The organism is Hyphomicrobium album (assembly GCF_009708035.1).
Lineage (GTDB): Bacteria > Pseudomonadota > Alphaproteobacteria > Rhizobiales > Hyphomicrobiaceae > Hyphomicrobium_A > Hyphomicrobium_A album.
In genome coordinates this window covers 719,081-744,605 of record NZ_WMBQ01000002.1, presented here as the reverse complement: position 1 = coordinate 744,605, position 25,525 = coordinate 719,081, and the positions used below count along the sequence as shown (strand labels likewise).

Genomic DNA, 25,525 nt, shown 5'->3' with positions numbered 1-25,525 from the left:
ATGCCGTTCTTTGGACCAATCGGCGAAGCCCAAGCGCTGCAGGCGGCTAAATTGCCAATCTTGCAGGCCAATCTTGTGCAGCACGCGGGCTTTAACCGCTGCAATGCATGGAGCGACAAGTGCGCATGGCGGTGGGGGCTTGGCACCTGGCGCTTTGCCCGTTGCCTACGTCGCCACGGATGCTGACGAGTCGGGGAGCCGGCGCAACAACGTCGCCGGCCTCTCTCTATGGATGAAGCCATGTACCGGAATATTTTGATTGCCACGGATGGTTCGGCTCTGGGCGACAAATCGGTATCGACTGGCGTGACCTTGGCCAAGCACCTGGGCGCTACAGTTACGGTGGTCTATGTCACAGAGCCTTGGGCAACCGATTTTCCCCCTGAGCTCACGAAAGAGCCCTTCTGGGTCAAATACAATGACGCCTGCGCGGCCCGCGCCGCGACAATTTTAGACGCCGCGGCGCAGAGAGCTGCCGATGTCGGCGTTGCGTGCGCCGTCCGCCACGTACCGAACAATTACCCCGCGGACGGCATTCTTGAAGCCGCCGATGCGTGTGGATGCGACTTGATCATTATGTCCTCCCATGGCCGCCGGGGGATCGCGCGTTTCGTCATGGGAAGTCAGGCTCAAGAAGTTCTTGTGAGAACGAAACTTCCGGTACTCATTTGCCGGTGATAGCCGCTGTAAGCGGCCATTGCAGAGAAGGAGCACGAGCATGAAGCCGACCATCACGTGGATTGTTGTGGCTGATGGGGCGAGGGCCAGAATCTTCGTCAATCGAGGCCCTGGTAAGGGCCTTGAGCTTTCGGGGCGCGAGCTTACCGCCGAGCACCCGCGCACTAGCGATATGGTAAGGGATAGCCTGCCCCGCACTCACGAGTCCGTCGGGCATGCCCGCCACGCCATCGAGCCAAGGGTCGATCCCCACCAGGATGCCAAGCGCGAGTTTACCGAGCATCTGGCGCAAGTGCTCGACCAGAGCGTGGCTGAACGGGCATTCGATCGGTTTGTTGTCGTGGCGCCCCCTAAAATGCTTGGCGACTTTCGCAAAGCCATGTCAAAGCGGCTGCAGCCGTTATTGCACGGCGAAGTGGCAAAGGATCTTACCAAAGCTTCGTCCAAAGAAGTTGCCGACCATCTTGCCGAAACCATCATCATCTGAGCAGCGCCATGCCGCACGGAGCCTTGCAGCGCATTCTCGTCGCCGTCGACTGGACACCGCGCGGCCATCGTGCGTTGAGGCGCGGCATACAATTGGCTCTGGGATCGGGCGCTGACCTGCGGCTCGTTTACGTCTGTTCCGAAGACTTTCCTGAGCAGCTCAAGCTGGCCCAGGAAAAGTTCGCCCGTGAGGAGCTGGCCGCGCATGCCGCGCGGGCGAGAGAGGAAGGAATCGCGAAGGTCACAACCGCGGTTCTAGAAGGAAGAACCTTTGAAGAGATCTTACGCGACGCGATTGACTATGCCGCAGATCTGATTGTCCTCGGTCCCCACCGCCCAAGCAGCTTTGCCCAGGACCTGCTTGGAACGACTGCGGGGAAACTTTTGCGAGCTGGGCAGCGTCCTGTGCTCGTCGCACGCGGAGAGGACGGTGGTCGATACGACTCCGTGATGGTTGCAGTAGATTTCTCGCCGGCTTCGCGCCGCGCCCTGCGCGTTGCTCTGGAGTGGTTTTCGACAGCCCACATTACCGTCCTCAGCGCCTACGGAAAGGTGCGTCATAAGGCGGAACCGATGACCGACCTTGCAGGCGAGACGCGCCGCCTGGCGGTTCACGGACTCCTCTCCGAAGTAGCGACCGAAATGGGACCACTAGGAGCGGTGGCCTCCGCCGCAGAGCCGCTCGCCGTTTATGGTTGGCCCGAAGACGCTATCGATGCCTTCATCGCGACTCGCAAGCCGGGTTTAGTGGTCATGGGAACCCACGGGCAGACGGGCAGCTCCCGGGCGATATTTGGTAGCGTCACCGAATGGGTCATGGGCACCGCAAGCTGTGATGTCCTGCTCGTACCAGCGCACCTAGCAACATAAGTTGAAACCAGCATCTGCCGCTCGTCGAGTGCATCGCGCTCGGTGGACGGCTAAGAGCCAGATCCGACCGCTACCATTTGGTCTCTGGGTACGGACGGGGCAAGGTGGCTGACGTCAGTGTCATCAACTTTGCCACCTACTTCAGCTCTGGCCCACGGCCATCGTGTTGCGAAAGCGCCGGACGGCCACCACGAACAGTACCGTGCCGATCAACGTCATGGCGGCGAGCTGTGGCCAGACGACGTCGACACCGGCGCCGCGGTAGAGCACAGCCTGCGAGAAGCTGGTGAAATGCGTCGACGGTGATGCCTGCATTAGCATGCGCAGGAATGCCGGCATGCCTTCCTGCGGCGTAACACCCCCGGAAAGCATGTTCATCACCACGAAAAATGGAATCGCCAGCAGCCCAAACTGAGGCATGGAGCGCGCCAGCGTGGCCAACGCGATGCCGAGCGAGCTCATGGCGAATAGGAACAGCGCCGTGCCCAGCAAGAACAGCATGATCGAGCCTGCGATGGTGACGGCGAGCAGTCCCTGCACGACGACGACCAACGATAAGAGCGCCGCCGCGACGATGACGCTGCCGTTGGCCCAGATCTTGGCCAACATGATCTCCGCCGGCGTGACCGGCATGACGAGCAGATGCTCGATGGTGCCATGCTCGCGCTCGCGGATCACGGCCGCACCCGAAAGGATGAGGGACAGCATGGTGATGTTGCCGACGATCTGCATGACGGCCATGAACCAGCTCGATTCCAGATTTGGATTGAACTTGGAGCGCACCGAAATGCTCACCGGCAGCGCCGCCCCGCCTTCGCTGCGGGCCGCGAAACCGGAAATTTCGTTCTGCAGAATAGTGGTGATGTAAGTCGTGCCGTTGCCGGCCAAAGTCATAGCCGTGGCATCGACGTCGAGTTGCAGGGTCGGATGCCGTCCGGCGACGAGGTCGGCCTGAAAGCGGCTGGGTATCACGACGACGAAGGTATATTTGCCCGCGTCCATCGCGCGGTCGATATCGGCGGTGGAGGGCAGCAGCGCGGCGGGCTTGAAGTAAGGCCACAGGAACGCGTCCCGCATACGTCGCGATAGCTCGGTTCCGTCCTCGTCGACGAAGGCGATGGAGGCATTGCGCACCTCCGTCTTCACTCCGGTCGCGACCGTGTAGATCGCGAAGGTGAAGGTGTAGAGAATGAGAAACACAAGCACGGGGTCGTGCCGCAGGCTGTAGAGCTCCTTCACTCCCAGGCGGTAGATGTGAGCGAGTGAGCGCATGCCTCACGCCTCCTGCTTGCGCAAGAGCAGCGCTGCGACCGCTAGGAATACGACGCAGAACAGCGCGAGTATCAAATGGTTTGCGTAGAGCTCAGCGAGACCGAGTCCCTTGTTGAAGACGCCGGTGCTGATGCGCTGGAAATAGAGGGAAGGGAATAGCGTTCCGATCACGCGCGCGCCGCCTTCGAGCGTCGAGACGGGGTACATCATGCCGGAGAAGTTCACCGTGGGGATCGATACGATGATAGCCGAGCCGAAGATGGCGGCGATTTGCGATCGCACGAATGTGGATATGACGAGCCCGAAGGCGGTCGCTGCGCCGGCGAACAGAACCGCTCCCAGAGCCAATGCTGCGAAGCTGCCGGTCATCGGCACGCGGAACCCAAAGACGATGACAAGCACCAACACGACGAAGCTAACGAGGCCAATGCCGACATACGGCAACTGCTTACCGAGCAAAAACTCGAGCTTGCTGGCGGGTGCTGCATAGAGGTTGGTGATCGAGCCGAGCTCCTTCTCGCGTACGATCCCCAGCGCCGTCAGCATGGTGCAGAACATGATGATGAGCATCATCAAGACACCCGGAGATATTGCGTAGATGCTGAGGAAGGCCTGGTTGTAGCGGAAGCGCGTCTCGATATCGGCCGGGCTGAGATTGGGAACTGAGCCCGTCTCGCGGCGCGCCAGGTCTTGCAGGTAGGTGTTGATCACCCCCTGCACATAGCCGCGTGCCGTTTCGGCCCTGAAGGTATCGGAGCCATCGAGCCAAACGCCGACTTCCGGCGCGCGCTCGCGCAACAGATCGCGACCGAATTCGGGCGGTATGGCGATCGCTACCTTGATGTCGCCCGATCTGAGCCGCGCATCGATTTCGCCCTCGCTGCGCAGGGGTGCCCGCTGCTGAAAGTAGCGCGACGCGGAGAAACTCTCCTGCAGTGTGGCGCTTTCCTGGGATTGATCGCGGTCGAGCACGGAGTAGCGCACGTTCTCGAGATCGAACGAGATGCCGTACGCCATCGCGAGCAGAAGAACGACCGGTCCTAGCAGGGCAAACGTGATGCGTATGGGGTCACGAACCAGCTCCAGAGTTTCGCGTCGCGCGAATGCCCATATGCGGGCGGGGCTGAACCAAGGGCGCCGTTGGCTGTTTATGATCCCAGCCACTGGCGACGCGAATTGCCCGGCCGCGACAGCCTCGATCGCGCCCTCCTCCGCCGCGTCCTCCTTCCCGTCGGCGACCTCGAGATAGTCGATGAAAGCATCGGAGAGCGTCGCTGCCCCGCGCGCATTCCGCAACTCGCTCGGCTCACCAATCGCGAGAATGCGGCCCGCGTGCATGAGCGAGACGCGGTCGCAGCGTTCGGCCTCGTTCACGAAGTGCGTGGAAATGAAGATGGTGACGCCGTCCCGGCGCGACAACTCGATGAGCAGCTCCCAGAAGTTGTCCCGGGCGACAGGATCGACGCCCGACGTCGGCTCGTCGAGGATGAGCATGTCCGGGCTGTGGATGACGGCCACGGCGAGCTGCAGCCGCTGGCGCATGCCGAGCGACAGCAACAGGGGCATGGCGCCGGCGACCGCGGCGAGCCCGAAGCGCGCCAGCATCTCCTCCACACGCGCACCGACCGCGTCGGACGGAACCTCGAAGAGGCGTGCATGCAGCTCGAGGTTCTGCCGCACCGTCAGCTCCGTGTAGAGCGAGAACGACTGCGACATGTAGCCGACGCGCTTGCGCGTCTCCAGGTCGCGGGCGTCGACCGGGCGCCCAAAGAGGCGAGCGGAACCTGCGCTCGGCTGCAACAGCCCCGTCAGCAGCTTCATGGTCGTCGATTTTCCGCATCCGTTGGAGCCGAGGAACCCGAAGATCTCCCCCTGGTCGATGCGGATGTTGACGCGATCCACGGCCGTGAAGCTGCCAAAGCGCTTGGTTAGATTGTTGGCCTCAATGGCCGGCGCGCCGCCGCTGCGCGTGCGGGGAACGAAGACGAGTTGCGTGTGCCCCGCGCGCTTTTCCTCGGGCAGGAGCTCGATGAAGGCCGCCTCGAGAGTGTCGCGGCCGGTCATGTTCTTGAGATCGGCAGCCGTACCGGTGGCAACGACGCGCCCGTCGTCCATGGCAATCAGCGACTGGAACTGCTCCGCCTCCTCCATATAGGCGGTGGCGGTGATGACGCTCATGCCGTCGCGGCGCTCGCGGATGCGCTCGATCAGCTCCCAGAACCGCCTGCGCGACAGCGGGTCGACGCCGGTGGTCGGCTCGTCGAGCACCAGAAGATCCGGGTCGTGGATCAGCGCGCAGCACAGCGCAAGCTTTTGTTTCATGCCCCCAGACAGCTTGCCGGCCGCCCGATCGGCGAATGCCTCGAGTTCGGTGGAGCGCAGCAGCTCTTGGATACGCGCGCGCCGCTCCTCCTCCTCCTGTGCATATAGCCGCCCGAAGAAGTCGACGTTTTCGTAGACGGACAAAGTCGGATAGAGATTGCGACCAAGACCCTGCGGCATGTAGGCGATGCGGGCGCAGACGTCGTTGCGGTGGCGCGTGCTGCTCATGTCGCCCCCGAGCACGATCACCCGCCCCGACTGAATCTGGCGCACGCCGGCAATCAGTGCCTGAACGGTGGATTTGCCGACGCCGTCCGGCCCGATAAGACCCACCATGCGCCCTGCGGGTATCTCGATGGAGACGTTGTCGAGCGCAACCGATCGTCCGTAGCGATGGGTCACCGAGCGGAGTTCTGCAACAGGAAGCGGGGCGCCAAAAGCTTTCACGGCAGTGCAACGGCGAGATTCTCAGGCCATTGCACCTTCGGCGAAAGCCGTATGAAGGCGATGCCCGGCACGCCGGTCTTCACCCAGGCAACGTACTTTTCCAGCACGTCGGGCGGAAGCTGCACCTTCACGCGGAACATCAGCTTCTCTCGCTCGCTTTGCGTCTCCACGTACTTGGGCGTGAACTGGGCTTCGGTGGCGACGAACGACACCGAGGCCGGCACGACATACTGGGGCGCCGCATCGAAAATGATGCGCGCCTCGGCGCCGATCGGCAAGCGGCCGGCCTCGCTCGTCGGCAGGAAGACGGTCATGTAGACGTCGGTCACGTCGAGCAGGGTGAGGACCTTGCCGCCGGCGGCCAGAACTTCGCCCGGCAGCGCGAGCCGATATTGCACGCGCCCGGACCGCGGCGCGGTGAGTACGCTATCGTCGAGATAGGTCTGGATGCGGGCGACCCGCGCCGTCGCCGATTCGATGCTCGCCTTTGCCACGTCGATCTGGGCTTGAGCGCTGTTGACCGCGGCTACGGCCGTAAGCTTCACGGACGTACGCTGCTCGACTACCTGCTTGGACGTGTATCCCTTGGCGGCCAACTTTTCGGCGCGATCGAGCTCCTGCTCAGAAAGTGTGAGCTCGCTCTTGCGCTGCGCCAGGAGTGCGATGGCCTGGTCGAGCTGACGCTCGGCCTGTCGGGCCGTTGCCTTGGCGTCGTTGAGCTGGGCCTCGAGTTCCGCGGTATCCATCAGGGCGAGCGTCTGCCCGATGGTCACGCTGTCACCCTCCTTGACGAGCACCTGCTTCAGGCGCCCGGCGAGCTTGGTCGCCACGTCGACGCGCTCGGCCTCGATACGCCCGTTGGCCTTGGCGATACCGGCCGGCAGGCTGGGTGTGGATAGCGTGCGCCAGGCGACGTAGCCGCCGCCCACGAGCAGGAGCGCGGCGAGGCCAAGCGCGAGCAACGGCTTGACGTTTGGGCGCGATCCGGATGGGTCGTTCGGCTGCCTGCCCGGCATCGGCACTTTCCATTGCAGCGGTAGGCGCAGAAGCGAGCTCAGCATTGCCGCGTCGCCCTGCGGGCCGAAAACGAACGGTCCAACACGCGTTGCACTCCTTAACTAGCGCACGAGTCCACGTCCCTCAAGCACACATGCAGTGCCCTCACGCGGATTGAGCCGCAGTTGCGCGATCACTCATGCTGGATGCTCTCGAGATAGTGCGTGAGCTCAAGCACCCGCACATGCGCCGGCGGAAGACCGGCGGCCTCCTGACTGCGCATGCGTTGCGAGTAAAGTGGCATGTGAAATGTTTCATGCCCCGGCACGTCGGTATCGCCGGCGACGATGTCGAAGACGCGCCAGAAGGGGAATTCGCCGCCATTGGCTTTGGCAATGGCGGTGAGGTCCTTTGGCGGCTTCACGAGCTTAACGCCAAGCTCGCCCTTTCCAGTGCCGTCCCGACCATGACAGGCGATGCAGTTCTCCTCGAACTCCTGCTTGCCGTCGTTGAATACCGCAGCCCGCGTCCTTCCCTCGGCCGCGGCGAGCTGCGTACTCGCACAGACCAGGAGAAGAAGTAGCGAGCAGTTTGCCGAGCGCACTGTGAGCCTTTCGAGATTCATTCGCTCCTCCTGATCGCTAGAGACCAAACGGATAGGTGTCTGGCATGCCCGCGAGATCCACCGTTGGAAGAGGACTTACGGCGCATGTCTCGTCGAACCAAATGTACTCGTCGAACTGGCGTGGAAGGACGGCCTGGAAATAGTGGCTCGCGAGTTCCGTCTCGGGCCGGTAAATGACGCCGATGGCGCGTTCCAGCCGCGGATGCTGCAGTGCCTCTTGCATCGACGCCTTGCCTCGCAACGGCAGGAAGTACTTCGGCTCGCCCATGTCTTGAGCGGCAGCGCGAAACCGTCGCTCATAGCTCTTCTCGATCGAGGGTCTCACCTCCATGGTTTGCATTGGACCATCCCAGTCTGAGGCCGCAGCAACCGTCCCCCGGTCGGTGCCAAAACCAATCAGATAGACTTGTTGTTTGAATTCGCTGCGACACAGCTGACCGACATTGTACTCGCCCCTGATGGACATCTCGGTGGCTGAAGCATCGCCGACGTGGGAGTTGTGCGCCCACACGACGGCTTTGCTATCGAGCCCATAGAAGGCGAGCAGCGCCCTCAGGGTCTCGAACATGTGGCTGTCGCGCAGGTTCCAGGACGCTCGCGAGCCGTAGTACATGATGCGATAGTAACGCTCGGCATTGGTAACGAGTCGCGCGTTCTGCACTGCACCGAAGTAGCGTTCGCCGTCCCGCAGCGCATACTCCCGCCGCTTCGTGAGGATGCCGGCCAACATGGAGGCGACCTCCTTTTCGCAGGAGCGGTAGCGCCCGGTGAGGGCTGCTCGTCCATAGGTGGCGGGATCTGCCTGCCATGGGGTCAGGCACCCATAGCGTTCGCGCGCGACCTGCGCCGCATGCGGATCGACGTCGTCCAGGTAGTCGAGCACTTCGCGGATCGAATTGTGCAGGCTGTAGAGATCAAGCCCGTGGAAGGCCGCGCGCTTGCCCGGTTCGCGATCTGCGTTCTCGCCGCGCAGCCATTCCACGAATTCGCGAACCTCGTGGTTACGCCACATCCACGTAGGAAAGCGGGCGAATGCGGTCCACCCCGCGGGCTGGTACTCGAAGTGTCGCACATAGTTGTCGATGCGCGCCGCGTCCGGCCAATCACCTTCGATGGCGACGAATTTGAAGCCCTTCTCCGTGATCAGCGCTCGCGTGATCTGCTCGCGCATCCGATAGAATTCCGCGGTGCCGTGCGTCGCCTCGCCGATTAGAACCAAGCGCGCGTCGCCGATCCGCTTGAGCACCGGTTCGAGGTCGGCGAGCTCAATCGACCCGAACGGCTCCGCGTGCTCCCGCACCGCATCGATCAGATCGCGTTCCCCAACGCGGTCCCGTGCCGCCTTAGCCGCGCGTTTCTGGGGTTTCGTCTCCGCCCAGCCCTCTTCACCGAGCAGGGGGACGAAGCGGACGTCCGCAATATCCTCTGACTTGAATTCATCCTCGCTGCCGCGCGTCAAACGCACGAGCTCCTGAACGCGCGGGTCGGTACCGACGGGGATGACAAGGCGACCGCCGATGGCGAGTTGCTGCTTCAGCGACCTGGGGACCTCCGGGCCGCCGGCAGCGACGATGATCGCGTCGTAAGGCGCGTGCTCGAGCCACCCGCGCGTGCCGTCGGCATGCAGCAAGTGCACATTGTCATAGCCGAGATCGGACAGCCGCTCGGAAGCCTTCGCGGCAAGCTCTCCGATACGCTCGACCGTGTAGACATCGCCGGCGATGCGCGACAGAACGGCGGCGGCATAGCCCGACCCCGCACCGATCTCAAGAACCTTCTCACCTCCGGACAGGCCGAGGGCTTCGGTCATGAAGGCGACGATGTATGGCTGCGATATGGTCTGCGCTTCGCCGATGGGGAGTGGCGTGTCCTCGTAGGCATATTCGCGCAGGTGAGAGGGCAGAAATTCTTCGCGCGGCACCGTCGCCATCGCCTCGAGCACGAGGGGCGAGCGCACGCCGCGGGCCGCAATGTGGTGCTCGACCATGTAAGCGCGTTCTGTCGCAAGATCAGTCACGGGACGGACCTCTTAGTGGCGAGCTGGCAAGATCTTGTGCGCCTTCCACCGGGCGCCAGCGTTGACGTGGGTCAAGGGTCTCAGCCACGCGGCTCGATAGTCTTAGTCACCTACCTCTCGTTGTCGCCGCTTCCATCATCCCGAGGAGACGCGCCTGTGAGCAATCCAATCGCGACCGCGAAGTCTAGCCGATGCCGTTCCGCATCCATGGTCGTGGCGCTCGTTTGGCTTACGGTTGCGGCCATCGGACAAGAGGGACAGCGGCCACCAGACTTTGACTACTGGCAACCTGAATGGATGACGCGCCATCTGTGGGAGCCCGGCCGCATGCCGAAGGGCTTGGAGACCCGGCTGTTGCGCCACAAGGCCTTCGTGGAATTAGGCGCGGCCAAGGAATACCAGGGAATGCGTTCGACTGTTGGACAGTCGACGAGCGTAAGTGTGGCCGGACGCAAGCTTTATGCGCGGCATTGTGCCGGATGCCACGGCATGAACGGCATGGGCAAAGGAGACATGGCCAAAGCCCTCTCTCCATCCCCTGCGTTGCTGGCTTACATGATCACAAAGCCTATAGCAGTGGACGAGTACCTGCTTTGGTCAATCTCTGAAGGTGGCAAGCAATTCGGCAGTGCAATGCCTTCCTTCAAGGAGACACTTCCCCGCGAAGATATTTGGAAGATCATCACGTACATGCGGGCCGGTTTTCCCGAAGCACAGAGAGCACCTAGTGCCAGATAGGCATTCAAAGAAGAACCGCTTCCAAGGCAGTACTTCGTCTGTCCGTTTCCTGCGACAAACCGAGGGAGGTAGGTGATCGAGCGGCCGAACCGGTCGACGAGCGCGTAGTAGAGACCGCTCCCTGATGCAATTAACCTGCGGAGGGTTTGATGGGTGAACTTCGACAGACCTAGGATCATCGGCGGACACGCAATAGCTTGCGAATTCTCGATCGAAGCGGCGATCAGAAAAGTATGACTCCTTCAGCTCACTTCCAGACGCTTGACCTGCAACTGCCCGCGGCGATCGGCAGGCTGGGCGGTCCGCTGGAAGGGGGACGCAGGGGTCGATCACCAAGCGCTTTCAGCGCCGCGCGGATTCAGTTTGGGGCCGATGCTCGATTCGAAAAGCGCCGCACCAAACACACGAGCTCATAAATCAGAAGGCCTGCCCCGATGCCGATCAGGGCCCACATGCGTGCGATTATCAGGCTGATTGCGTCCGGTGCGGTGCGGAGGGGTGTAAGGAGGTTGACAACAAACGTGGTCGTGATCAACCCGACCAACATAAACCACACGCACGGGGGCAACTTGTTCCTTAGTTCGGACATCCCGTCGCTCCACCCGTTCCCGCGCTAACGCGCGCTAATCCCTGCGCCTAACCTTCGTCCAAGCCAAGTATCCCTCACTCAAAGTGGGGTCAATTAAGCACGATAGAGAAGCGCCGTTCCCCTAAAAGGAATGGACAAGCAAGGCCCACCGCCGGGTGGGCCAGAAAGCACAGGCGCCCGACTTTTCCGCAGGAGCCGTGGGCACAGCTGCAGCGGAGGAGATGTCTCGGCATGCTGGATAGGATGTGGACGGCCAACAGCTATTTCTGCCGCGAACCGGGCCATCCAAACGTCAAGTTCGCCTGCACGAACGATGGTGGATCGGTCGGTCTGCAGGGTTCGAATGCCATGCCCGAGCGCGTAAGCTCGTTGAATCGCTTCTTCGAGACGTATCGCGCCGGCGACGAATACGACACGGCGGTCATTACCCCCATCATGGCCTGCAGCTCGCATCTTCCGGGCGCGTTGATCAACGCCGCGCGACAGCACGCACTGGGCGCGTGACAGACTTTATTCTAGCTCTGTCGCCTCCCGCGGTCGCGCGTGCTTGCCAGCCCGCATCGGTCTTGAGGTAGCTGCGCTTGACCGCTCGCCAGAGCTAACCTCGCCCGCGCTCCGCGCGACCAACTCAGGCCGCGGCCTTGTACTTCGCGTGCGATCCCTGGACCGGCACGATCTCCTGCTTGGGCAGGGCCGTTCCGGCGAGGGCGCGAAAGTATTCCTGATATTGGGCCCAGGCCGTCTTCCCGAAGTCCGCGTAAGCCCGCTGCACGTCTTGCGGCGTCTTACAACGCGCGAGGGAATTCCAAAGCCCCATATCCTCCTGCAAGCGCAGATTGAGGAACTCCAACCATTGGACCGTCAACGATGCCGACTTTTCGAAGGCTTGTTCCGGCAAACCCTGGAGCACCGGTCGCGCCAGAGTTAGCCACGGATTGAACGCCATCGTTTCTATTTTGGACATGAATATTCTCCCTAACGCGCCAAACTCAGAGCCAATCTATCAGTGTGCCAACAAAGCAGCATGATCGAGATCAATGCAGTCGCTATGTCGCAGTTTCTGGGTCGCCGCGGGGCCAAACGAATCGATCGTTCCGCCGCTGCCCGCGCCTCTGTGATCGAGATCAACCCCGATGGCGCGCCTCCGCGCTAGGCATGCGTGTAGCCCCGCCACGCTTCCACAGAAGGATGGTGCGTCACGGCTGCTAACGCTTTTCGAATCGAAACAAGGGCGGGGCTCTCGGAGGGCGCCCAGAACCCCGCTAATCCGTTCCGCATTGGGCAAGCCCCATGAGAGATTTGCCATGACATTGAAACGTATTCGACTTGAGTTGGCGCGCGATCACGACTTTCCGGATGGCAGCCGCGAGCGCGGCTATGATTTGATCGCGCCGATCGGCGAGGACGACTGCCTAGTCGCTGATGAGTGGCGCCTCAACCGAGACCGCTGCCGTGTTCGCCGCTTCTGGGCCGGCGAGGAGGAGCGTGGGCGCCTGGTCCATAAGCGCGGCGGCACCTGGGCCATAGATTACGATCCGAAGACCGAGGATGACGACGAACCTGGTTTCCGGTTCGACAAGCATCGCTTTGCTCCCGGCGAGTATGTCTCGCTCAAAGAGCATGACGGTCACATGCGCACGTTCCGGATCGTGTCGGTTACCGACCTCGACTGAGGTTGCGCCTCGTTGCTAGATCCTGCGGCAAACTCGATGGCCAGGGGCTCGGCTCTCGCCCCACGCCCTTTTGGGCTTGTTACAAAACTCTACAAAACTGCGCACCGATCAAAACTTACAGTGACTTCGCCGTGGTTGGCTGCACTGAGTTCAGCGATGGAGACGAGCATGCAGCCGACAATGCCCCATCAGCCCGGATCGCGCCCCGAATTGCCGCTCGAAGCGCCAAGCCGCGTCGGCCTTCGCGGAGTCTTCGAGCTCACGCCCGAGGCGCACATCGAGCGCACCATCGATCAACTCGCCGCCCTGCTCATCAGCGTATCGCGCAACAACCAGTATGAGGGCCGCGATCCGGCCTGCATCCCCGACAACCTCGCTTCGGGCTTCGTAGCGGATCTTCTTGGCGTCGACATCGGCATGCTCACCGACGCCCTCATTGCCCTGCAGCAGCGTGGGCTCGTGCGAGCCGAGGGCCACGGCCTGCGACTCACCAACATGAGCGCGCTCGAAAGACTCGCCAGCTAAAATCGACAGCGGCCCAACGAGGTGAGCAATATGCTTGGATTGAGATTGGATGCGATGCACGTCGTGCTGGCCGGCGCCTTGTTGACCGCAAGCTTGCAGCCGTCGGCAGCTGCCGACGGGCGCGAAGCAGGCCAAGCAATTCTCGAGCGAAACTGCAGCCGTTGCCACGCCGTTGTCGCCGGGCAGCCCAGCCCGCTCGCGGAGGCGCCCAACCTCTATACGGTGCTGGGTACTTACCCGTGGGAGCGCCTCGAGGTTGAACTCTCCGAGGGCATCGGATCGCGGCACAAGGATATGCCGCAAATCCAGTTCTCCATCGAGGACATCGAGAGCATCTATTATTATCTTCACGATAGAAGCCCCGACGCGGAAAGCCGACGGCCGCAATAGTCGGCGAGCGCGATCCTGCTCGATCCAGTAGTCCGAGCCACAGATGCCGAGCAAGAAGAGCGCCGGCTTGCTCCTCTACCGCCGCAGCGGTGGTCGTCTCGAGGTACTGCTCGCCCACCCCGGTGGCCCCTATTGGCGCCGCAGAGACGCGGGGGCCTGGTCCATTCCGAAGGGCGAGATCGAGGGCAGCGAGGCAGAAGAGACCGCCGCGCGCCGCGAGTTCGCGGAGGAGCTGGGCTATCATCCGCAGGGCGAGTGCCTTCCGCTCGGCGATGCCAAACAGCCAAGCGGCAAGCTGGTGACGATATTCGCGCTGCTAAGCGACTGGGAGCCGGGCCGGCTGGTCAGCAGCTCATTCGAGATCGAATGGCCGCCGCGCAGCGGCTGCACGCAACAGTATCCGGAAGTGGATCGCGCCGAGTGGTTCTCTCTCGATATCGCACGCGACAAGATACTCAAAGGCCAAGCCGTCTTCCTCGACCGCCTTGCCGAGCTGCTTGACTGAGGACTAGGCGCATCGGGCCGCGCTCATTCAGCGGCCGGGGGCGCTGCCCTGCTGGATTGATTTGATGTACTCGGTCAACGCCTTGATACGCGCCTTTGCAAGATCTGGGTTGCGCCGTTCGCTGAAGTAGAGCCCCCAAGGCAGCATCGCCGTCGAGCCATGGCCGAGCACGGCGCCGCCGTTGCGGATCACGTCGCGAACTTTCGCGTCCGGAAATTCGCCCGCATGCTTCACGGCAATCTGCGTCAGATCGGCCGGTACGATTTTCATGGCTTGCGCCAAAGGGCCTTGTCCGGTCCCATCGAGCCCGTGGCAGATCGCACAGTGGCCGACGTAAAGGTCGCGGCCGCCCGACAGTTCGTCTGCCCCCGGCTCGCCGGCCAATACCGTCCCGTGCGCGGCAATTACGCAAGCAATGCCGGCACAGAAAAGGACACCCACATATCGCATTGCAGCCTCCTGCTCCCTTCTGCCAGCTTATGGTGGCAGGAGAGTCCCACATTGATGACGATCAACCACGGCCCGCTGGGGTGGTCCTATGATATTGATCGATTTTCCCACCCGTCTCCCGAGCCCAGCGTGACCAGCGAGCCGTCCATAGCCATGGAGTCCAGTGCCGGCGGCACATGCCTAGCGTCAGGCGGCTGGACCGCGGCGCATGCCGCGAAACTCGAGCGCCTGATCGACGAGCTCGCGTCTCGCGTCGCCGGTAGATCTGCGACGATCGACATGCGCGGCGTCGAAGCCTTCGATACATACGGCGCGTGGCTGTTGGAGCGCTTCATGCGCCAGCGGGCCACGATGGGAGCGCCTACGCAGGTGGCGGCTCTGCCGGCGCACTATGAGGACCTGTTCACAGCCGTCCACGATGCCAATCGCTCGATTCCCGCTGCCATCCTGCAGCAAAATCCGATTGCGGTCGCCATTGAGAGAACCGGCAAGGTGGTAGCGAGCGCCGGTGCCGATCTCCTCACCATCGTTGCCATGCTCGGCTCGGTTGGCACCGCAGTCATTGCGACGATCGCCAAGCCGCGTACGTTCCGCCTTACGTCGGCTGTCCATCAACTCGATCGGGTCGGCTTGCAGGCCGTGCCTATCATCATCCTGATCACGTTCCTGATCGGCGGCATCATCGCCCAGCAGGGCTTTTTCCATTTCCGCAAGTTCGGCGCCGAGCTGTACGTCGTCGACATGCTCGGCATCCTAATATTGCGCGAGATCGGCGTGCTGATCGTCTCGATCATGGTGGCGGGCCGTTCGGGGAGCTCCTACACGGCGGAGCTCGGTTCGATGAAGATGCGCGAGGAGATCGATGCCCTGCGCACGATGGGTCTCGATCCGATCGCCGTGCTGGTGCTTCCGCGCATTGTCGCGCTGATCCTCGGGCTAACGATGCTCACCTTCATCGGTTCGATGGCCGCCCTCTACGGCGGCTGCATCGTCTCGTGGCTGTATGGCGGCATGAGCCCGGATATCTTCGTCGCCAGACTGCACGAGGCGATCTCGACGACGCACTTCAAGGTCGGCATGCTCAAGGCCCCGTTCATGGCGCTCGTCATCGGCATCGTCGCCTGCGCCGAGGGCTTCGCGGTCAAAGGCAGCGCTGAATCGCTCGGCCGCCAGACGACGGCGTCGGTCGTCAAGTCGATCTTCCTGGTGATCGTCCTCGACGGCCTTTTCGCCGTGTTCTTCGCTTCGATCGACATGTGACCAATGCCGCCAGAAGCCGTCATCCGCGTTAGCGACCTGGTTGTCGGCTTCGGCACGCAGACCGTGCTGAACCACGTCTCGCTCGCTGTCGAGCGCGGCGAAATATTCGGTCTAGTGGGCGGCTCGGGAAGCGGAAAGTCAGTTCTGTTGCGCACCGTGATCGGATTGATACCCGCGCGCGAGGGGCGCATCGAAGTGCTCGGCACAGACCTCGTGCACGCCGACGACAGCACGCGGCAGGCCATCCAGAAACGCTGGGGCATCCTGTTTCAGCAGGGAGCGCTGCTGTCCTCGCTGACCGTGCTGCAGAATGTCCAGTTCCCCATGCGCGAGCATCTGCAGCTATCGCAGCGACTACTGGACGAGATAGCCAAGGCCAAGCTCGACATGGTCGGCCTGGGGCCAACGGATTGGCACAAGTTTCCCTCCGAGCTGTCCGGCGGCATGACCAAGCGCGTGGCGCTTGCGCGGGCGCTGGCGCTCGATCCGGAGCTCGTCTTTCTGGACGAGCCGACATCGGGACTCGATCCCATTTCCGCGGGCGAGTTCGACGAGCTCATCCGCACCCTGCAGCGCACGCTCGGTCTAACGGTCTTTATGATCACCCACGATCTCGAGAGCCTCTACACCGTTTGCGACCGCATTGGCGTGCTGGCGCAGGGCAAGCTCGTGGCCTGCGGGCAGATCTCCAGCATGCTGCAATCGGACCATCCGTGGGTGAAGGCATATTTCACTGGCAGGCGCGCTGATGTGCTGCAGCGCCGCTTCGCGCAAACGATGAGCTGAGGTGAAACGTGGAAACTCAGGCGCGCTATCTTTGGGTCGGAGCCTTCACCCTTGCCGTGATCACGGCCGGCTTCGCGTTCGTCTACTGGCTGTACACCGGCGGCGGATTCCGCGACCGCGCGGTGTATGATATCCGCTTCGACAATCCCGTATCCGGACTGCTGACGGGCTCGGCTGTGCTGTTCAACGGCATTCGTGTCGGTGAGGTAACCGAACTTCGGCTATCCCCCCATCAGCCGAAACAGGTGATCGCAACGATCGGAGTCGATCCAGCTACCCCCGTGCGCGCCGACACGAGCGTCAGCATGGACTTCCAGGGCCTGACCGGCGCTCCCGTCATCCTGCTGACGGGCGGGAGCCCTGCCGCCAGCCCGGTGAGTGCCGCGGACGGAGCGGCGGGACCCATGCTGGTCGCCGAGGCCGACAGCGGTCAGAGCATGACGCAGGCCGCGCGCACGACGCTGAAGCGGATCGACGGCATGCTGGCGGAGAACTCCGCACCGCTGCACGACGTCATTGCCAACTTCAAAGTCTTCTCCGAAGCCCTCGCTCGCAATTCCGACCGGATAGACGGCGTCGTCGCCGGATTGGAGCGCATGACAGGTGGCGCCAAGGGTAACCCCAAGATCCCGACTTATTCGCTGAGTGCGCTCACAACGCTGCCACCCTCGACGAAACCGCCGCAGGGGCAGCTCGCTGTGCCGGAACCGGCCGCGTTGATGTCACTCAGTACCGATAAGATCCTCGTCGCCAAGAACGGAAGCGATGGCGACACCATCGACAACGCTCAATGGAGCGATAGCATTCCGGTTTTGGTGCAGGCCAAGTTGATCGAGGCGCTGGAGAACTCGCGGTATTTCGAAGCTGTCAGCCGCCCCGTCGATGGCTTCGAGGCCGATCAGCAGCTGCTCACCGAGCTCCGAACATTGCGCATGGAAACCTCACCGACGCCGAATGCGCACGTCGCCGTCTCTGCAAAGCTCATGGGCAACGGACGCGTGATCGCTGCTCGCGTGTTCGAGGCCTCCGTGCCGGTCGGCGCACTCGACGCCGTCAACGCAGTGGCGGGACTCAACCAAGCCTTCGGCGAAGTCTTGCAGCAGATCGTTGTATGGACCGGCGCCAACCGCGCAGCGGCGGCTCAGCCATCGCCAGACACCGCTCGATGAAGTCGCCGTACTGCCGCTGCACCCGCTTCTCCAGTTCCAGAATGAAGAAAAGTGCGACGCCGACCGCCAAGATCGCCAACCCGGGACCCAGCGGCACCGGGCGCGTATCGAATAGCTCATTCATGAACGGAACGTAGGTGAAGGCGACCTGCAATGCCGAAACGCAGCCGACGCCAAGCAACACGGCGGGTGTCCCCAAAGCGCCGCGCAGCGTCAGGGACGTGGAACTCAGATAACGCACCGAGAACAGATACGCGATCTCCATTATAACGATCGCATTCACGACCATGGTCCGCGCAGCATCGAGGCCGTAGCCCCAATGCAGGGCCCATTCGAAGACGCCGAAGGCTCCGATCGCGAACAGCGCCGACACAAGTAGAACGCGCCATATCAGAAATCCTGACAGGAGCTGCTCATTTCCGGCGCGCGGTCCACGCTGCATGATGTCCGGTTCGGCCGGCTCAAAAGCCAGTACCAGCCCGAGGCCGACGGCCGTGACGGTGTTGATCCACAGGACCTGCACGGGGGTGATCGGCAAGGTCAGGCCGAACGCAAGTGCCAGAACGATGATCATCGCCTCGCCGCCGTTGGTGGGCATGGTCCAGCCGATCACCTTTTTCAGATTGTCGTAGACGGCACGGCCTTCGCGTACGGCGGCGACGATGGACGCAAAGTTATCGTCGACAAGCACCATTTCCGCCGCTTCCTTCGCGGCCTCGGTGCCGTTGCGTCCCATGGCGACGCCAACGTCGGCGCGCTTGAGCGCGGGCGCATCGTTCACGCCGTCGCCCGTCATCACGACGACGTCACCGCGCGCTTGCAGCGCCTGGACCAGGCGCAGCTTATGCTCCGGTGTCGCCCGGGCGAAGACGTTCGCCTCGGCCACGAGGCGGCGCAACGCGTCATCATCGAGCGCGTCGATCAGCTCGCCGGCGACGGCGGGCTGCCTCACATCGAGCCCCAACTCGCGCGCGATTGCCGCCGCCGTGCCGACGTGATCCCCGGTGATCATCTTCACGGCGATGCCGGCGCTGCGGCATTGAGCGATGGCGGCGATGGCCTCCTCGCGCGGCGGATCGATCAGCCCGATCAAGCCTTCGACCACTAGGTCATCGACATCGGCGAACGCGAGCCGACCCTTCTCAAGCGTCGGCTTGGAAGCCACGGCGATGACCCGGAACCCGGTGGCGGCGAGTTGCTCGACCGCCTTTCGCCAATAGGCGCGGTCGATAGCGGCGGGGCCGTCAGCCGTTCTTTGCCGGGAGCACATATCGAGAATGCGTTCCGGCGCACCCTTCACGTAGAGGCAAGCCGCACCGTCGGGACAGCGATGCAGGCTCGCCATGTACCGATGGGCGGTATCGAACGGAATCTCGTCGAGCCGCGGCGTGCTGCGCTGCAGGTTGTCGATGCTCAAGCCCGCCTTGATGGCCGCCACCAGCAGCGCCCCCTCGAGCGGATCACCGTCGACCACCCATCCGTGATCCGTCTCGCGCAGGGCGGCGTCGTTGCACAGCGCCGCCGCCCGAAGGAGCTGCAGCAGGGTCGGATCGGCGTCGGGATCGACATCCAGGCCGTCAAGCGTGAACCCGCCGCGCGGTTCATAACCCACGCCGCCGACTTGGAAGCAGACACCCGCGGTCGCCAGACGCGAAACCGTCATCTCGTTCTTGGTCAGGGTCCCGGTCTTGTCCGAGCAGATCGTCGACACGCAGCCGAGTGTTTCAATGGCCGGAAGGCGACGCAGGATGGCGTGACGCTTCGCCATTCGCTGCACGCCGACCGCCATGGTGATCGTCGTCACTGCCGGAAGAGCTTCGGGGATCCCCGCGACGGCCATACTGACGACGATCATGAAGGCTTCGGTGAGTGGATAGCCGCCGATGAGCCAGGCATACGTGAGCGCGAGAGACGACACCGCCAGGATCACCCCCGTTACGCGGCGCGCGAAAACATTCATCTGCCGAATGAGCGGGGTCTCCAGCTCCTCGACGCGCTCGAGTAGGGTGGTTATGCGGCCGAGGCGTGTACCGATGCCGGTTGCCTTCACCAGCACGGTCCCCTGTCCCGCCGCCACGAGCGTGCCGGAGAACACCAGCGACTCTTCGCCGGCAAACGTGTCCTCGTGCGCGGAGGAAGACACCTTGCTCACCGGAACCGACTCGCCGGTGAGGATGGATTCGTCGATCGACATATTGCGCGCTCGGATCAGCAGTCCGTCCGCCGCGACGCGATCTCCGGCCTCGAGCAGCAGGACGTCGCCGGGGACGACTTCGCTTGCCGGAATGATGATGCGCCGTCCGTCACGGCGGACTGAGGCGCGCGCGCTTATCAAGTTACGGATGGCGGCAAGTGCCTGCTCGGCGCGCCCCTCCTGCACCATGCCGATCGCAGCATTGATGCTAACGACCGCGAGAATGATGGCTGTGTCGACAGCGTGACCGAGCAGGGCGCTGATGGCCGCCGAGCAAAGCAATACATAGATCAGCGGATTCGCAATCTGCGCAGCGGCGCGAGCGAGCAGACCCTTGCGCGCAGCGGCCGGCAGCTCATTGTGGCCGAACTTCTGCAGCAGGTCCGCCGCACGCTCGTCGCTTAGCCCGGTGGGCATTGCGGCCAGGCTACCGATTCCTTCGCCTGCGAGCGCGTCCGCGTGCTGCGGGTCGACAGTCACTCTCAGTGCATGTGCTCGGGATGCGTCGACAGGAAGTGACGCAAGGCCGCGAACAATTCGCTGGCGTGCTTCTTATCGCCTCGGCGCAGCGCCGCACGGATGTCGTCGACGATCATGCAATGGATCTTGTCGACGCCCCGGCGTTGCTTGAGGAGGCATTCCGCCATCGCGGCGGCCGCGATTTCCGGTACGTGCTCGTGCTCGGCGATGGCCATCACCTCGGCCTCCGTCAATCCGCAAAACGCGATGCAATCTTCCAGCGTGATCATGGCCTGCTCCTGCTCGACTGTGGCGCCAGCCGTGTGAACCGTCATGGCCCCCGAAAATGGTCGGCGCTTTCAGTTCTGCAATACGTACGTTCCGGGTGCCTTACAGAGCGGGACGAGCTTTCCGCCGCCCGGCACGATAGCACTTTCCAGGCCCGTCGAACGCTCGCTCAGCCAGCTTACCCATTCGGGCCACCACGACCCGGTGTGCGCCGGCACATGCTTCTGCCAAGCATCCGGATCCAAATAGATATCGTCCTCCACCTTCGTGTGGACCTTGTAGCTCCGCGGCGAGCCGCTCGGCGGCGATACGATACCCGCGTTGTGCCCACCTGTGGTCAGCAGGAACGTGAGGTCCGTATCAAGCAACAGGTGCAGCTTGTAGACCGAGTGCCAGGGGGCCACGTGATCGGTCTCCGTGGCGACGGCAAATACGGGAACGGCAATATCCGTCAGGGCCACGGGTCGCCCGTCGACACGGTACCGCCCCTCGGCAAGATCGTTGCGAAGGAAGAACTCGCGCAGGTATTCGGAATGCATGCGATACGGCATGCGCGTCGAATCGGCGTTCCACGCCATAAGGTCGAATAGCGGTCGCCGCTCGCCCAACAGATAGTCACGCACCATGCGCGACCAGACGAGATCGTTGGAGCGCAGAAGCTGGAAGGCCCCCGACATCTGGCGTGCATCGAGGTAGCCTTGCTGCCACATCATGTCCTCGAGGAACGTGACCTGCGCCTCGTTGATGAACAGCGTCAGCTCACCGGCTTCCTTGAAGTCGACCTGCGCGGCCAGCAGCGTCAGTGTTGCCAGATTATCGCGCTGCTCACGCGCCCAGGCAGCCGCGCTCGCCGCCAGCAAGGTGCCCCCAAGGCAATAACCAACGCCGTGTACCTTGCGTCCCGGCAGCACCCTGCCGATCATGTCCATTGCCGCCTCGACCCCGAGCCGCCGGTAGTCGTCGAGCCCGAGCTCGCGATCATCCGACTTTGGGTTCTTCCAGGAGATGATGAAGACCGTGAAGCCTTCGTCCAGAAGATACCTGACGAGCGAGTTCTGGCGGCTCAGATCGAGGATATAGTACTTCATGATCCACGCCGGCACGATGAGCACCGGCTCGCGCCGAACGCGGCTCGCGCGCGGCGTATACTGGATCAACTCGATCAGGTCGTTGCGATAGATGACCTCGCCGTCCGTCGTGGCGAGATTCTCGCCCACTTTGAACGCCTCTAGCCCGACGGCCGGACGCCCGTTTGCGGCGCGCTCCCAGTCCTCGACGAAATTCCAGAACCCACGGACGAGGTTCTGCCCATAGTCAGAGCGCGTCTTCTCCAGAACCTCTGGATTGGTGAGGATGAAGTTCGACGGCGAGACCATGTCCAGCAATTGGCGCGCGGCGAACTCGACCTGCTGCTCGTGCTGGCGCGTGACGCCGCGGATCCCGACGGTGGCGTTGTGCCACCACTGTTGCTGCAAGAGGAACGCTTGACTGATCAGATTGAACGGCCAGCTTTTCCAAGCCTCCGCGTCGAACCGACGGTCCTGCGGCAGAGGTTGGATGCAGCACTCGCAATCGCGAGTGGCCATGGCGCAGTAGCGGCCCCATCGCAGCCACTTGCGGGCGCCCTTCTGCCACAGCTGGCTTTGCTTGCCCGGGGACGACAGCAAGTGGATGAGCCAATCGAAGTACGCCTCGCTCAGGGCCGCGGGTGACAATCCGGAGGTGATCCGGGCGATGGCGAACCTGACCGATCGATCGATGGCGTCGGCTGCGTCCTGCGACAGGTCGGCTTCCTCAGCCGGAGCGGCGGCAGGGGGCGACGCCTGCGATGCCTGCCGCGATGGGCGCGCCGCTACGGCGCTGCGGCTGGCGACCGCCGAAGCGTTCGCTTCCTCGTGGTCGTCGAGGTCAGGAGCGATTGAATGTCGGGCTTGCGCCGTCATAAACATGCTCATCCTGCGCCACGCGACCCGGCCCCTTTATCGGCCGGTACCGCCGGTTTTGGATTGATGCAGGTCAACAGCTGCGCAATCTCTCCATTTTTACCCTAAGGGCAGCTTTACCCGCACGACATCGGCTGGCGCCGCGCTGTCCGCGCTGAATCCCAGCTCGCGGCAGAGTTGCAACATGCTGGTGTTCGCCGCCAACACGTCGCCTTGCAGGACATCGAGCCCTTCTGCCCGAGCGTACCCAATCAAGTGCTGCATCAGCTTATAGCCGAGCCCCTTGCCTTTGAGATCGGAGCGGACAATGACCGCGAACTCTGCATTGCTGTAGTCAGGGTCCGCCACGAGACGCGCAACTCCCAAGAGCTCGGTTGGAGTCGCTGCCACGAAGGCCATCTCGCGTGCGTAGTCGATCTGCGTCATGCGCGCGAAGAAACGGAAGGATCGATCAGGCGCGGCAGTGAAGAAGCGCATTTGCAGGTCGGCGGACGTGATGCGCGAGAAGAACGCCTCATACATTGGCTCATCGTCGGGGCGGATCGGCCGCAGCAGGAAGCTACCGATACCCTCGACGCTGTCACCGCGCTCCCATTCCACGGGATAAGGCCGGACGGCTAGCGGCGTGCGCGGCACGAGCTTCGGATCGGCGACGCTGACGCGGGCATCGAGCGCCAGCACACCGAGCTCATTGGCAAGCAGCGGATTGATGTCGATCTCACGAATCTCTTCGTGCTCGGCGACGAGGTAGCTGAGCCGGACGAGCGACCGCGCAATCTCCTCGATCGCCGCCGACGGCCGATCGCGATAGCCGCGCAGAAGCTTGTAGATGCGCGTCTCCTCCATCATCTGCTGCGCCAGCTTGAGGTCAAGCGGAGGAAGCGCGTGGGCGGTGTCCGCCGTCACCTCGACGGAGGTCCCGCCCGAGCCGAACATCATGAGGGGTCCGACGGTTGCATCGTCGCTAGCTCCGATGATCAGCTCAAAGGAATTGTGGAGTTCGATCATCGCCTGAACGGTAAAGCCGCGGACCACTGCTTCCGGGCGCAGCTTGCTCACATTGGCGAGTATCTCCTCGGCCGCGACGCGCGCGTCGGCCGGCGAAGTGAGTGCCAAGCGCACACCGCCCACGTCGGACTTATGCGTGATCTGGTCGGACAGCACCTTGACCACGCAGGCCTTGTGATCGCGCAGGATCTCGCGGGCTTTCTCCTCCACCGCCGTCGGATCGGTGGCGGTATAGGTAGGCACGACGGGGATGCCGTAGGTCGCCAGAAGGGCCTTCGCCTCGACTTCCGAAAGTGTCTTGCGGCCTGCAGCGAGCGCACTGCGCAGGATTTCTCGCGCCGCCGAAGCATCGAAGCGCATCGCGCCGCCGGCCGACGGCGGTACCTGCATCAGCTCGTCTTGGGCACGCCGGTAGCGCACCAGCTGCATGAAGCCCTCGACCGCGGCTTCCGGCGTCTCGAACGTCGGAATACGAGCGTCGACGAACAGGCGCCGACTGGCGGCGGCGGCGCCATCGCCGAGCCAGCTTGTCAGGACCACCTTGCGCGGGCGGCGATCCTTGTCGGCGGCGGCCTCGCGGACCACAACCGCAGCGGCCTCCTCGCTCGATGCCAGAGCGGTCGGACAGTTCATGACGAGTATGGCGTCGGTGGACTTGTCCATCATCAGCGCGCGCATCGCATCCTCGTAGCGGCGCGCGCCCGCATCTCCGATGATGTCGACAGGATTGGTGCCGGACCACGTCGCCGGCAGCGCTTGTTTCAGCTTAGCTAGCGTGGATGCATCGAGCTCGGTCAGCGTTCCATTCAGGTCGGCAAGCGCGTCGGTCGCCAGCACACCCGCGCCGCCACCATTGGTGAGGATCGTCAGTCGATCTCCGGCAAGCACCGGGGGCGCCGAAAGAATCTCGGCGGCATCGAACAGCTGCCTCAGTTCGCGCACGCGCAGCACGCCGGCACGGCGAAAGGCGGCGTTGTAAGCGCTATCGGAGCCCGCAAGAGCTCCAGTATGGGACATCGCCGCCTTGGCGGCGGTGGCGTTGCGACCGGCCTTCAAGATGATCACGGGTTTGGCGCGCGCGGTCCGTCTTGCCGCCGAAACGAACTTCGGAGCCGCCGTCATCTGCTCCATGTAGATCAGGATCGCGCGGCTGCGCCGATCGCCGGCCAGGTAGTCGAGGAAGTCGCCGAAGTCCGCATCGGCCATGTCGCCGAGCGAGATGACATGCGACAGACCGATGCCGCGATGCGCCGTCCAGTCGATGATTGCGGTCACCAGCGCCCCGGACTGCGAGATGAAGGCGAGATCGCCGGGGATCGGCATACGATGGGCGAAACTCGCATCGAGCCCGATGTGGGGGACAAGCAAGCCGACGCAGTTCGGCCCCTGGATCCGCAGGCAATGGGGACGCGCCGCATCGAGCACCTCCTGCCGAAGCTGGCGGTCGAAGCCAGCCGTTATGATGACGGCGGCCCGTGTGCCGCGCGCGCCGGCCTCCGCGATGAGGCCCGGCACGGTCTGCGGCGGCGTTGCCAACACGACGAGATCGGGCGCCTCCGGCAGATCTGACAGAGTTGCGTAGCAGCGCGCGCCATCGATCGACCGGTGCCGCGGGTTCACGAAATAGATCGGCCCCGCGAAGCCGCCGCGCAGGAGATTGCGCGCGACGATGGCGCCAACGCTGCCAAGCCGGTCGCTGGCTCCGACGAGGGCCACCGATCGTGGCGCGAGGAGCTTTTCCAGATTTCTAATCGTCACGGCCGAGTAACCGCCTTCGCAGGACCGACGGTACCTCACAGTACCTTTCGTCGACCTAAGGATCGCCGATGTGACAA

General features: G+C 63.2%; 23 protein-coding genes. 12 read left to right on the top strand and 11 right to left on the bottom strand.

All coding sequences use genetic code 11. The annotated features are described in order from the left end of the window. Positions 1 to 228: 228 nt before the first annotated feature. From GIW81_RS15725 to GIW81_RS15715, 3 genes are read left to right on the top strand one after another with little or no spacing between them, the layout of a single operon-like run. Complete coding sequence (locus tag GIW81_RS15725) at positions 229 to 678, top strand: universal stress protein (protein ID WP_229309353.1); 450 nt, start codon at positions 229 to 231, stop codon at positions 676 to 678. Between the two features lie 40 nt (positions 679 to 718). Beyond that, entirely contained in the window at positions 719 to 1,165 is a 447-nt protein-coding gene (locus tag GIW81_RS15720) for a host attachment protein (protein WP_154740287.1), read from the top strand. 23 nt (positions 1,166 to 1,188) lie between these two features. Continuing rightward, positions 1,189 to 2,034: a universal stress protein gene (locus GIW81_RS15715; protein ID WP_210251949.1), complete on the top strand. Its 846-nt coding sequence runs from the start codon at positions 1,189 to 1,191 to the stop codon at positions 2,032 to 2,034. Positions 2,035 to 2,175: 141 nt separating this feature from the next. Here the strand turns inward: GIW81_RS15715 and GIW81_RS15710 are convergent, their stop codons facing one another. The 5 genes from GIW81_RS15710 to GIW81_RS15690 all read right to left on the bottom strand — a co-directional run bounded on the left by GIW81_RS15710 (position 2,176) and on the right by GIW81_RS15690 (position 9,683). Then, on the bottom strand, positions 2,176 to 3,306 hold the full coding sequence (locus tag GIW81_RS15710; RefSeq protein WP_154740285.1) for an ABC transporter permease: 1,131 nt from the start codon (positions 3,304 to 3,306) through the stop codon (positions 2,176 to 2,178). Between the two features lie 3 nt (positions 3,307 to 3,309). Next, positions 3,310 to 6,075 (bottom strand): ribosome-associated ATPase/putative transporter RbbA, encoded by a 2,766-nt coding sequence (gene rbbA / locus GIW81_RS15705; protein WP_324615067.1) that lies wholly within the window; start codon positions 6,073 to 6,075, stop codon positions 3,310 to 3,312. Continuing rightward, on the bottom strand, positions 6,072 to 7,136 hold the full coding sequence (locus tag GIW81_RS15700; RefSeq protein ID WP_407658201.1) for an HlyD family secretion protein: 1,065 nt from the start codon (positions 7,134 to 7,136) through the stop codon (positions 6,072 to 6,074). The genes rbbA and GIW81_RS15700 overlap by 4 nt, the downstream gene beginning before the upstream one ends. A gap of 128 nt (positions 7,137 to 7,264) precedes the next feature. Next, positions 7,265 to 7,696, bottom strand: coding sequence for a c-type cytochrome (locus GIW81_RS15695; RefSeq protein WP_154740284.1), 432 nt, complete (start codon positions 7,694 to 7,696; stop codon positions 7,265 to 7,267). A gap of 16 nt (positions 7,697 to 7,712) precedes the next feature. Then, positions 7,713 to 9,683 carry a protein-L-isoaspartate(D-aspartate) O-methyltransferase gene (locus tag GIW81_RS15690; protein ID WP_154740809.1) on the bottom strand — a complete coding sequence of 657 codons (1,971 nt, stop codon included), beginning with the start codon at positions 9,681 to 9,683 and terminating at the stop codon, positions 7,713 to 7,715. 186 nt (positions 9,684 to 9,869) lie between these two features. Here GIW81_RS15690 and GIW81_RS19390 point away from each other — a divergent pair, with 186 nt between their 5' ends. Together GIW81_RS19390 and GIW81_RS15680 are read left to right on the top strand one after the other, a co-directional pair. Then, on the top strand, positions 9,870 to 10,451 hold the full coding sequence (locus GIW81_RS19390; protein ID WP_154740283.1) for a c-type cytochrome: 582 nt from the start codon (positions 9,870 to 9,872) through the stop codon (positions 10,449 to 10,451). An 820-nt stretch (positions 10,452 to 11,271) separates the two neighbouring features. Continuing rightward, positions 11,272 to 11,544: a hypothetical protein gene (locus GIW81_RS15680; protein WP_154740282.1), complete on the top strand. Its 273-nt coding sequence runs from the start codon at positions 11,272 to 11,274 to the stop codon at positions 11,542 to 11,544. Between the two features lie 124 nt (positions 11,545 to 11,668). Here GIW81_RS15680 and GIW81_RS15675 read toward each other — a convergent pair whose 3' ends face one another. After that, on the bottom strand, positions 11,669 to 12,004 hold the full coding sequence (locus GIW81_RS15675; protein WP_154740281.1) for a phasin family protein: 336 nt from the start codon (positions 12,002 to 12,004) through the stop codon (positions 11,669 to 11,671). Positions 12,005 to 12,344: 340 nt separating this feature from the next. On the opposite strand from GIW81_RS15675, the gene GIW81_RS15670 reads away from it, so the two are divergent. The 4 genes from GIW81_RS15670 (at position 12,345) to GIW81_RS15655 (ending at position 14,133) form a co-directional block, all read left to right on the top strand. Next, positions 12,345 to 12,713, top strand: a complete 369-nt coding sequence (locus GIW81_RS15670; RefSeq protein ID WP_154740280.1) for a hypothetical protein — start codon at positions 12,345 to 12,347, stop codon at positions 12,711 to 12,713. Between the two features lie 168 nt (positions 12,714 to 12,881). Next, positions 12,882 to 13,238 (top strand): cyclic nucleotide-binding domain-containing protein, encoded by a 357-nt coding sequence (locus GIW81_RS15665; protein ID WP_154740279.1) that lies wholly within the window; start codon positions 12,882 to 12,884, stop codon positions 13,236 to 13,238. Positions 13,239 to 13,268: 30 nt separating this feature from the next. After that, complete coding sequence (locus tag GIW81_RS15660; RefSeq protein WP_154740278.1) at positions 13,269 to 13,628, top strand: c-type cytochrome; 360 nt, start codon at positions 13,269 to 13,271, stop codon at positions 13,626 to 13,628. 43 nt (positions 13,629 to 13,671) lie between these two features. Next, a complete protein-coding gene (locus GIW81_RS15655; RefSeq protein ID WP_154740277.1) occupies positions 13,672 to 14,133 on the top strand; it encodes an NUDIX domain-containing protein in 462 nt (153 codons plus the stop codon). Between the two features lie 27 nt (positions 14,134 to 14,160). Here the strand turns inward: GIW81_RS15655 and GIW81_RS15650 are convergent, their stop codons facing one another. Further along, positions 14,161 to 14,517 (bottom strand): c-type cytochrome, encoded by a 357-nt coding sequence (locus GIW81_RS15650; RefSeq protein WP_195930597.1) that lies wholly within the window; start codon positions 14,515 to 14,517, stop codon positions 14,161 to 14,163. Between the two features lie 195 nt (positions 14,518 to 14,712). Here GIW81_RS15650 and GIW81_RS15645 point away from each other — a divergent pair, with 195 nt between their 5' ends. From GIW81_RS15645 to GIW81_RS15635, 3 genes are read left to right on the top strand one after another with little or no spacing between them, the layout of a single operon-like run. Then, the gene (locus GIW81_RS15645) at positions 14,713 to 15,843 is read left to right on the top strand and encodes an ABC transporter permease (RefSeq protein WP_407658200.1); all 1,131 of its coding nucleotides are present in this window, start codon (positions 14,713 to 14,715) and stop codon (positions 15,841 to 15,843) included. Between the two features lie 3 nt (positions 15,844 to 15,846). Beyond that, positions 15,847 to 16,629, top strand: coding sequence for an ABC transporter ATP-binding protein (locus GIW81_RS15640; RefSeq protein WP_154740275.1), 783 nt, complete (start codon positions 15,847 to 15,849; stop codon positions 16,627 to 16,629). An 8-nt stretch (positions 16,630 to 16,637) separates the two neighbouring features. Continuing rightward, positions 16,638 to 17,798 (top strand): ABC-type transport auxiliary lipoprotein family protein, encoded by a 1,161-nt coding sequence (locus tag GIW81_RS15635; RefSeq protein ID WP_324615066.1) that lies wholly within the window; start codon positions 16,638 to 16,640, stop codon positions 17,796 to 17,798. Here GIW81_RS15635 and GIW81_RS15630 read toward each other — a convergent pair. The 4 genes from GIW81_RS15630 to GIW81_RS15615 form a co-directional block, all read right to left on the bottom strand. Further along, a complete protein-coding gene (locus GIW81_RS15630; protein ID WP_154740274.1) occupies positions 17,701 to 20,409 on the bottom strand; it encodes an HAD-IC family P-type ATPase in 2,709 nt (902 codons plus the stop codon). The two genes, GIW81_RS15635 and GIW81_RS15630, sit on opposite strands and share 98 nt — an antisense overlap. A 65-nt stretch (positions 20,410 to 20,474) precedes the next feature. Further along, positions 20,475 to 20,786, bottom strand: coding sequence for a hypothetical protein (locus tag GIW81_RS15625; RefSeq protein WP_229309339.1), 312 nt, complete (start codon positions 20,784 to 20,786; stop codon positions 20,475 to 20,477). Between the two features lie 24 nt (positions 20,787 to 20,810). Then, a complete protein-coding gene (locus GIW81_RS15620; protein ID WP_154740273.1) occupies positions 20,811 to 22,682 on the bottom strand; it encodes a PHA/PHB synthase family protein in 1,872 nt (623 codons plus the stop codon). Positions 22,683 to 22,781: 99 nt separating this feature from the next. Further along, a complete protein-coding gene (locus GIW81_RS15615) occupies positions 22,782 to 25,448 on the bottom strand; it encodes a bifunctional acetate--CoA ligase family protein/GNAT family N-acetyltransferase (RefSeq protein WP_324615065.1) in 2,667 nt (888 codons plus the stop codon). Positions 25,449 to 25,525 lie beyond the last annotated feature (77 nt).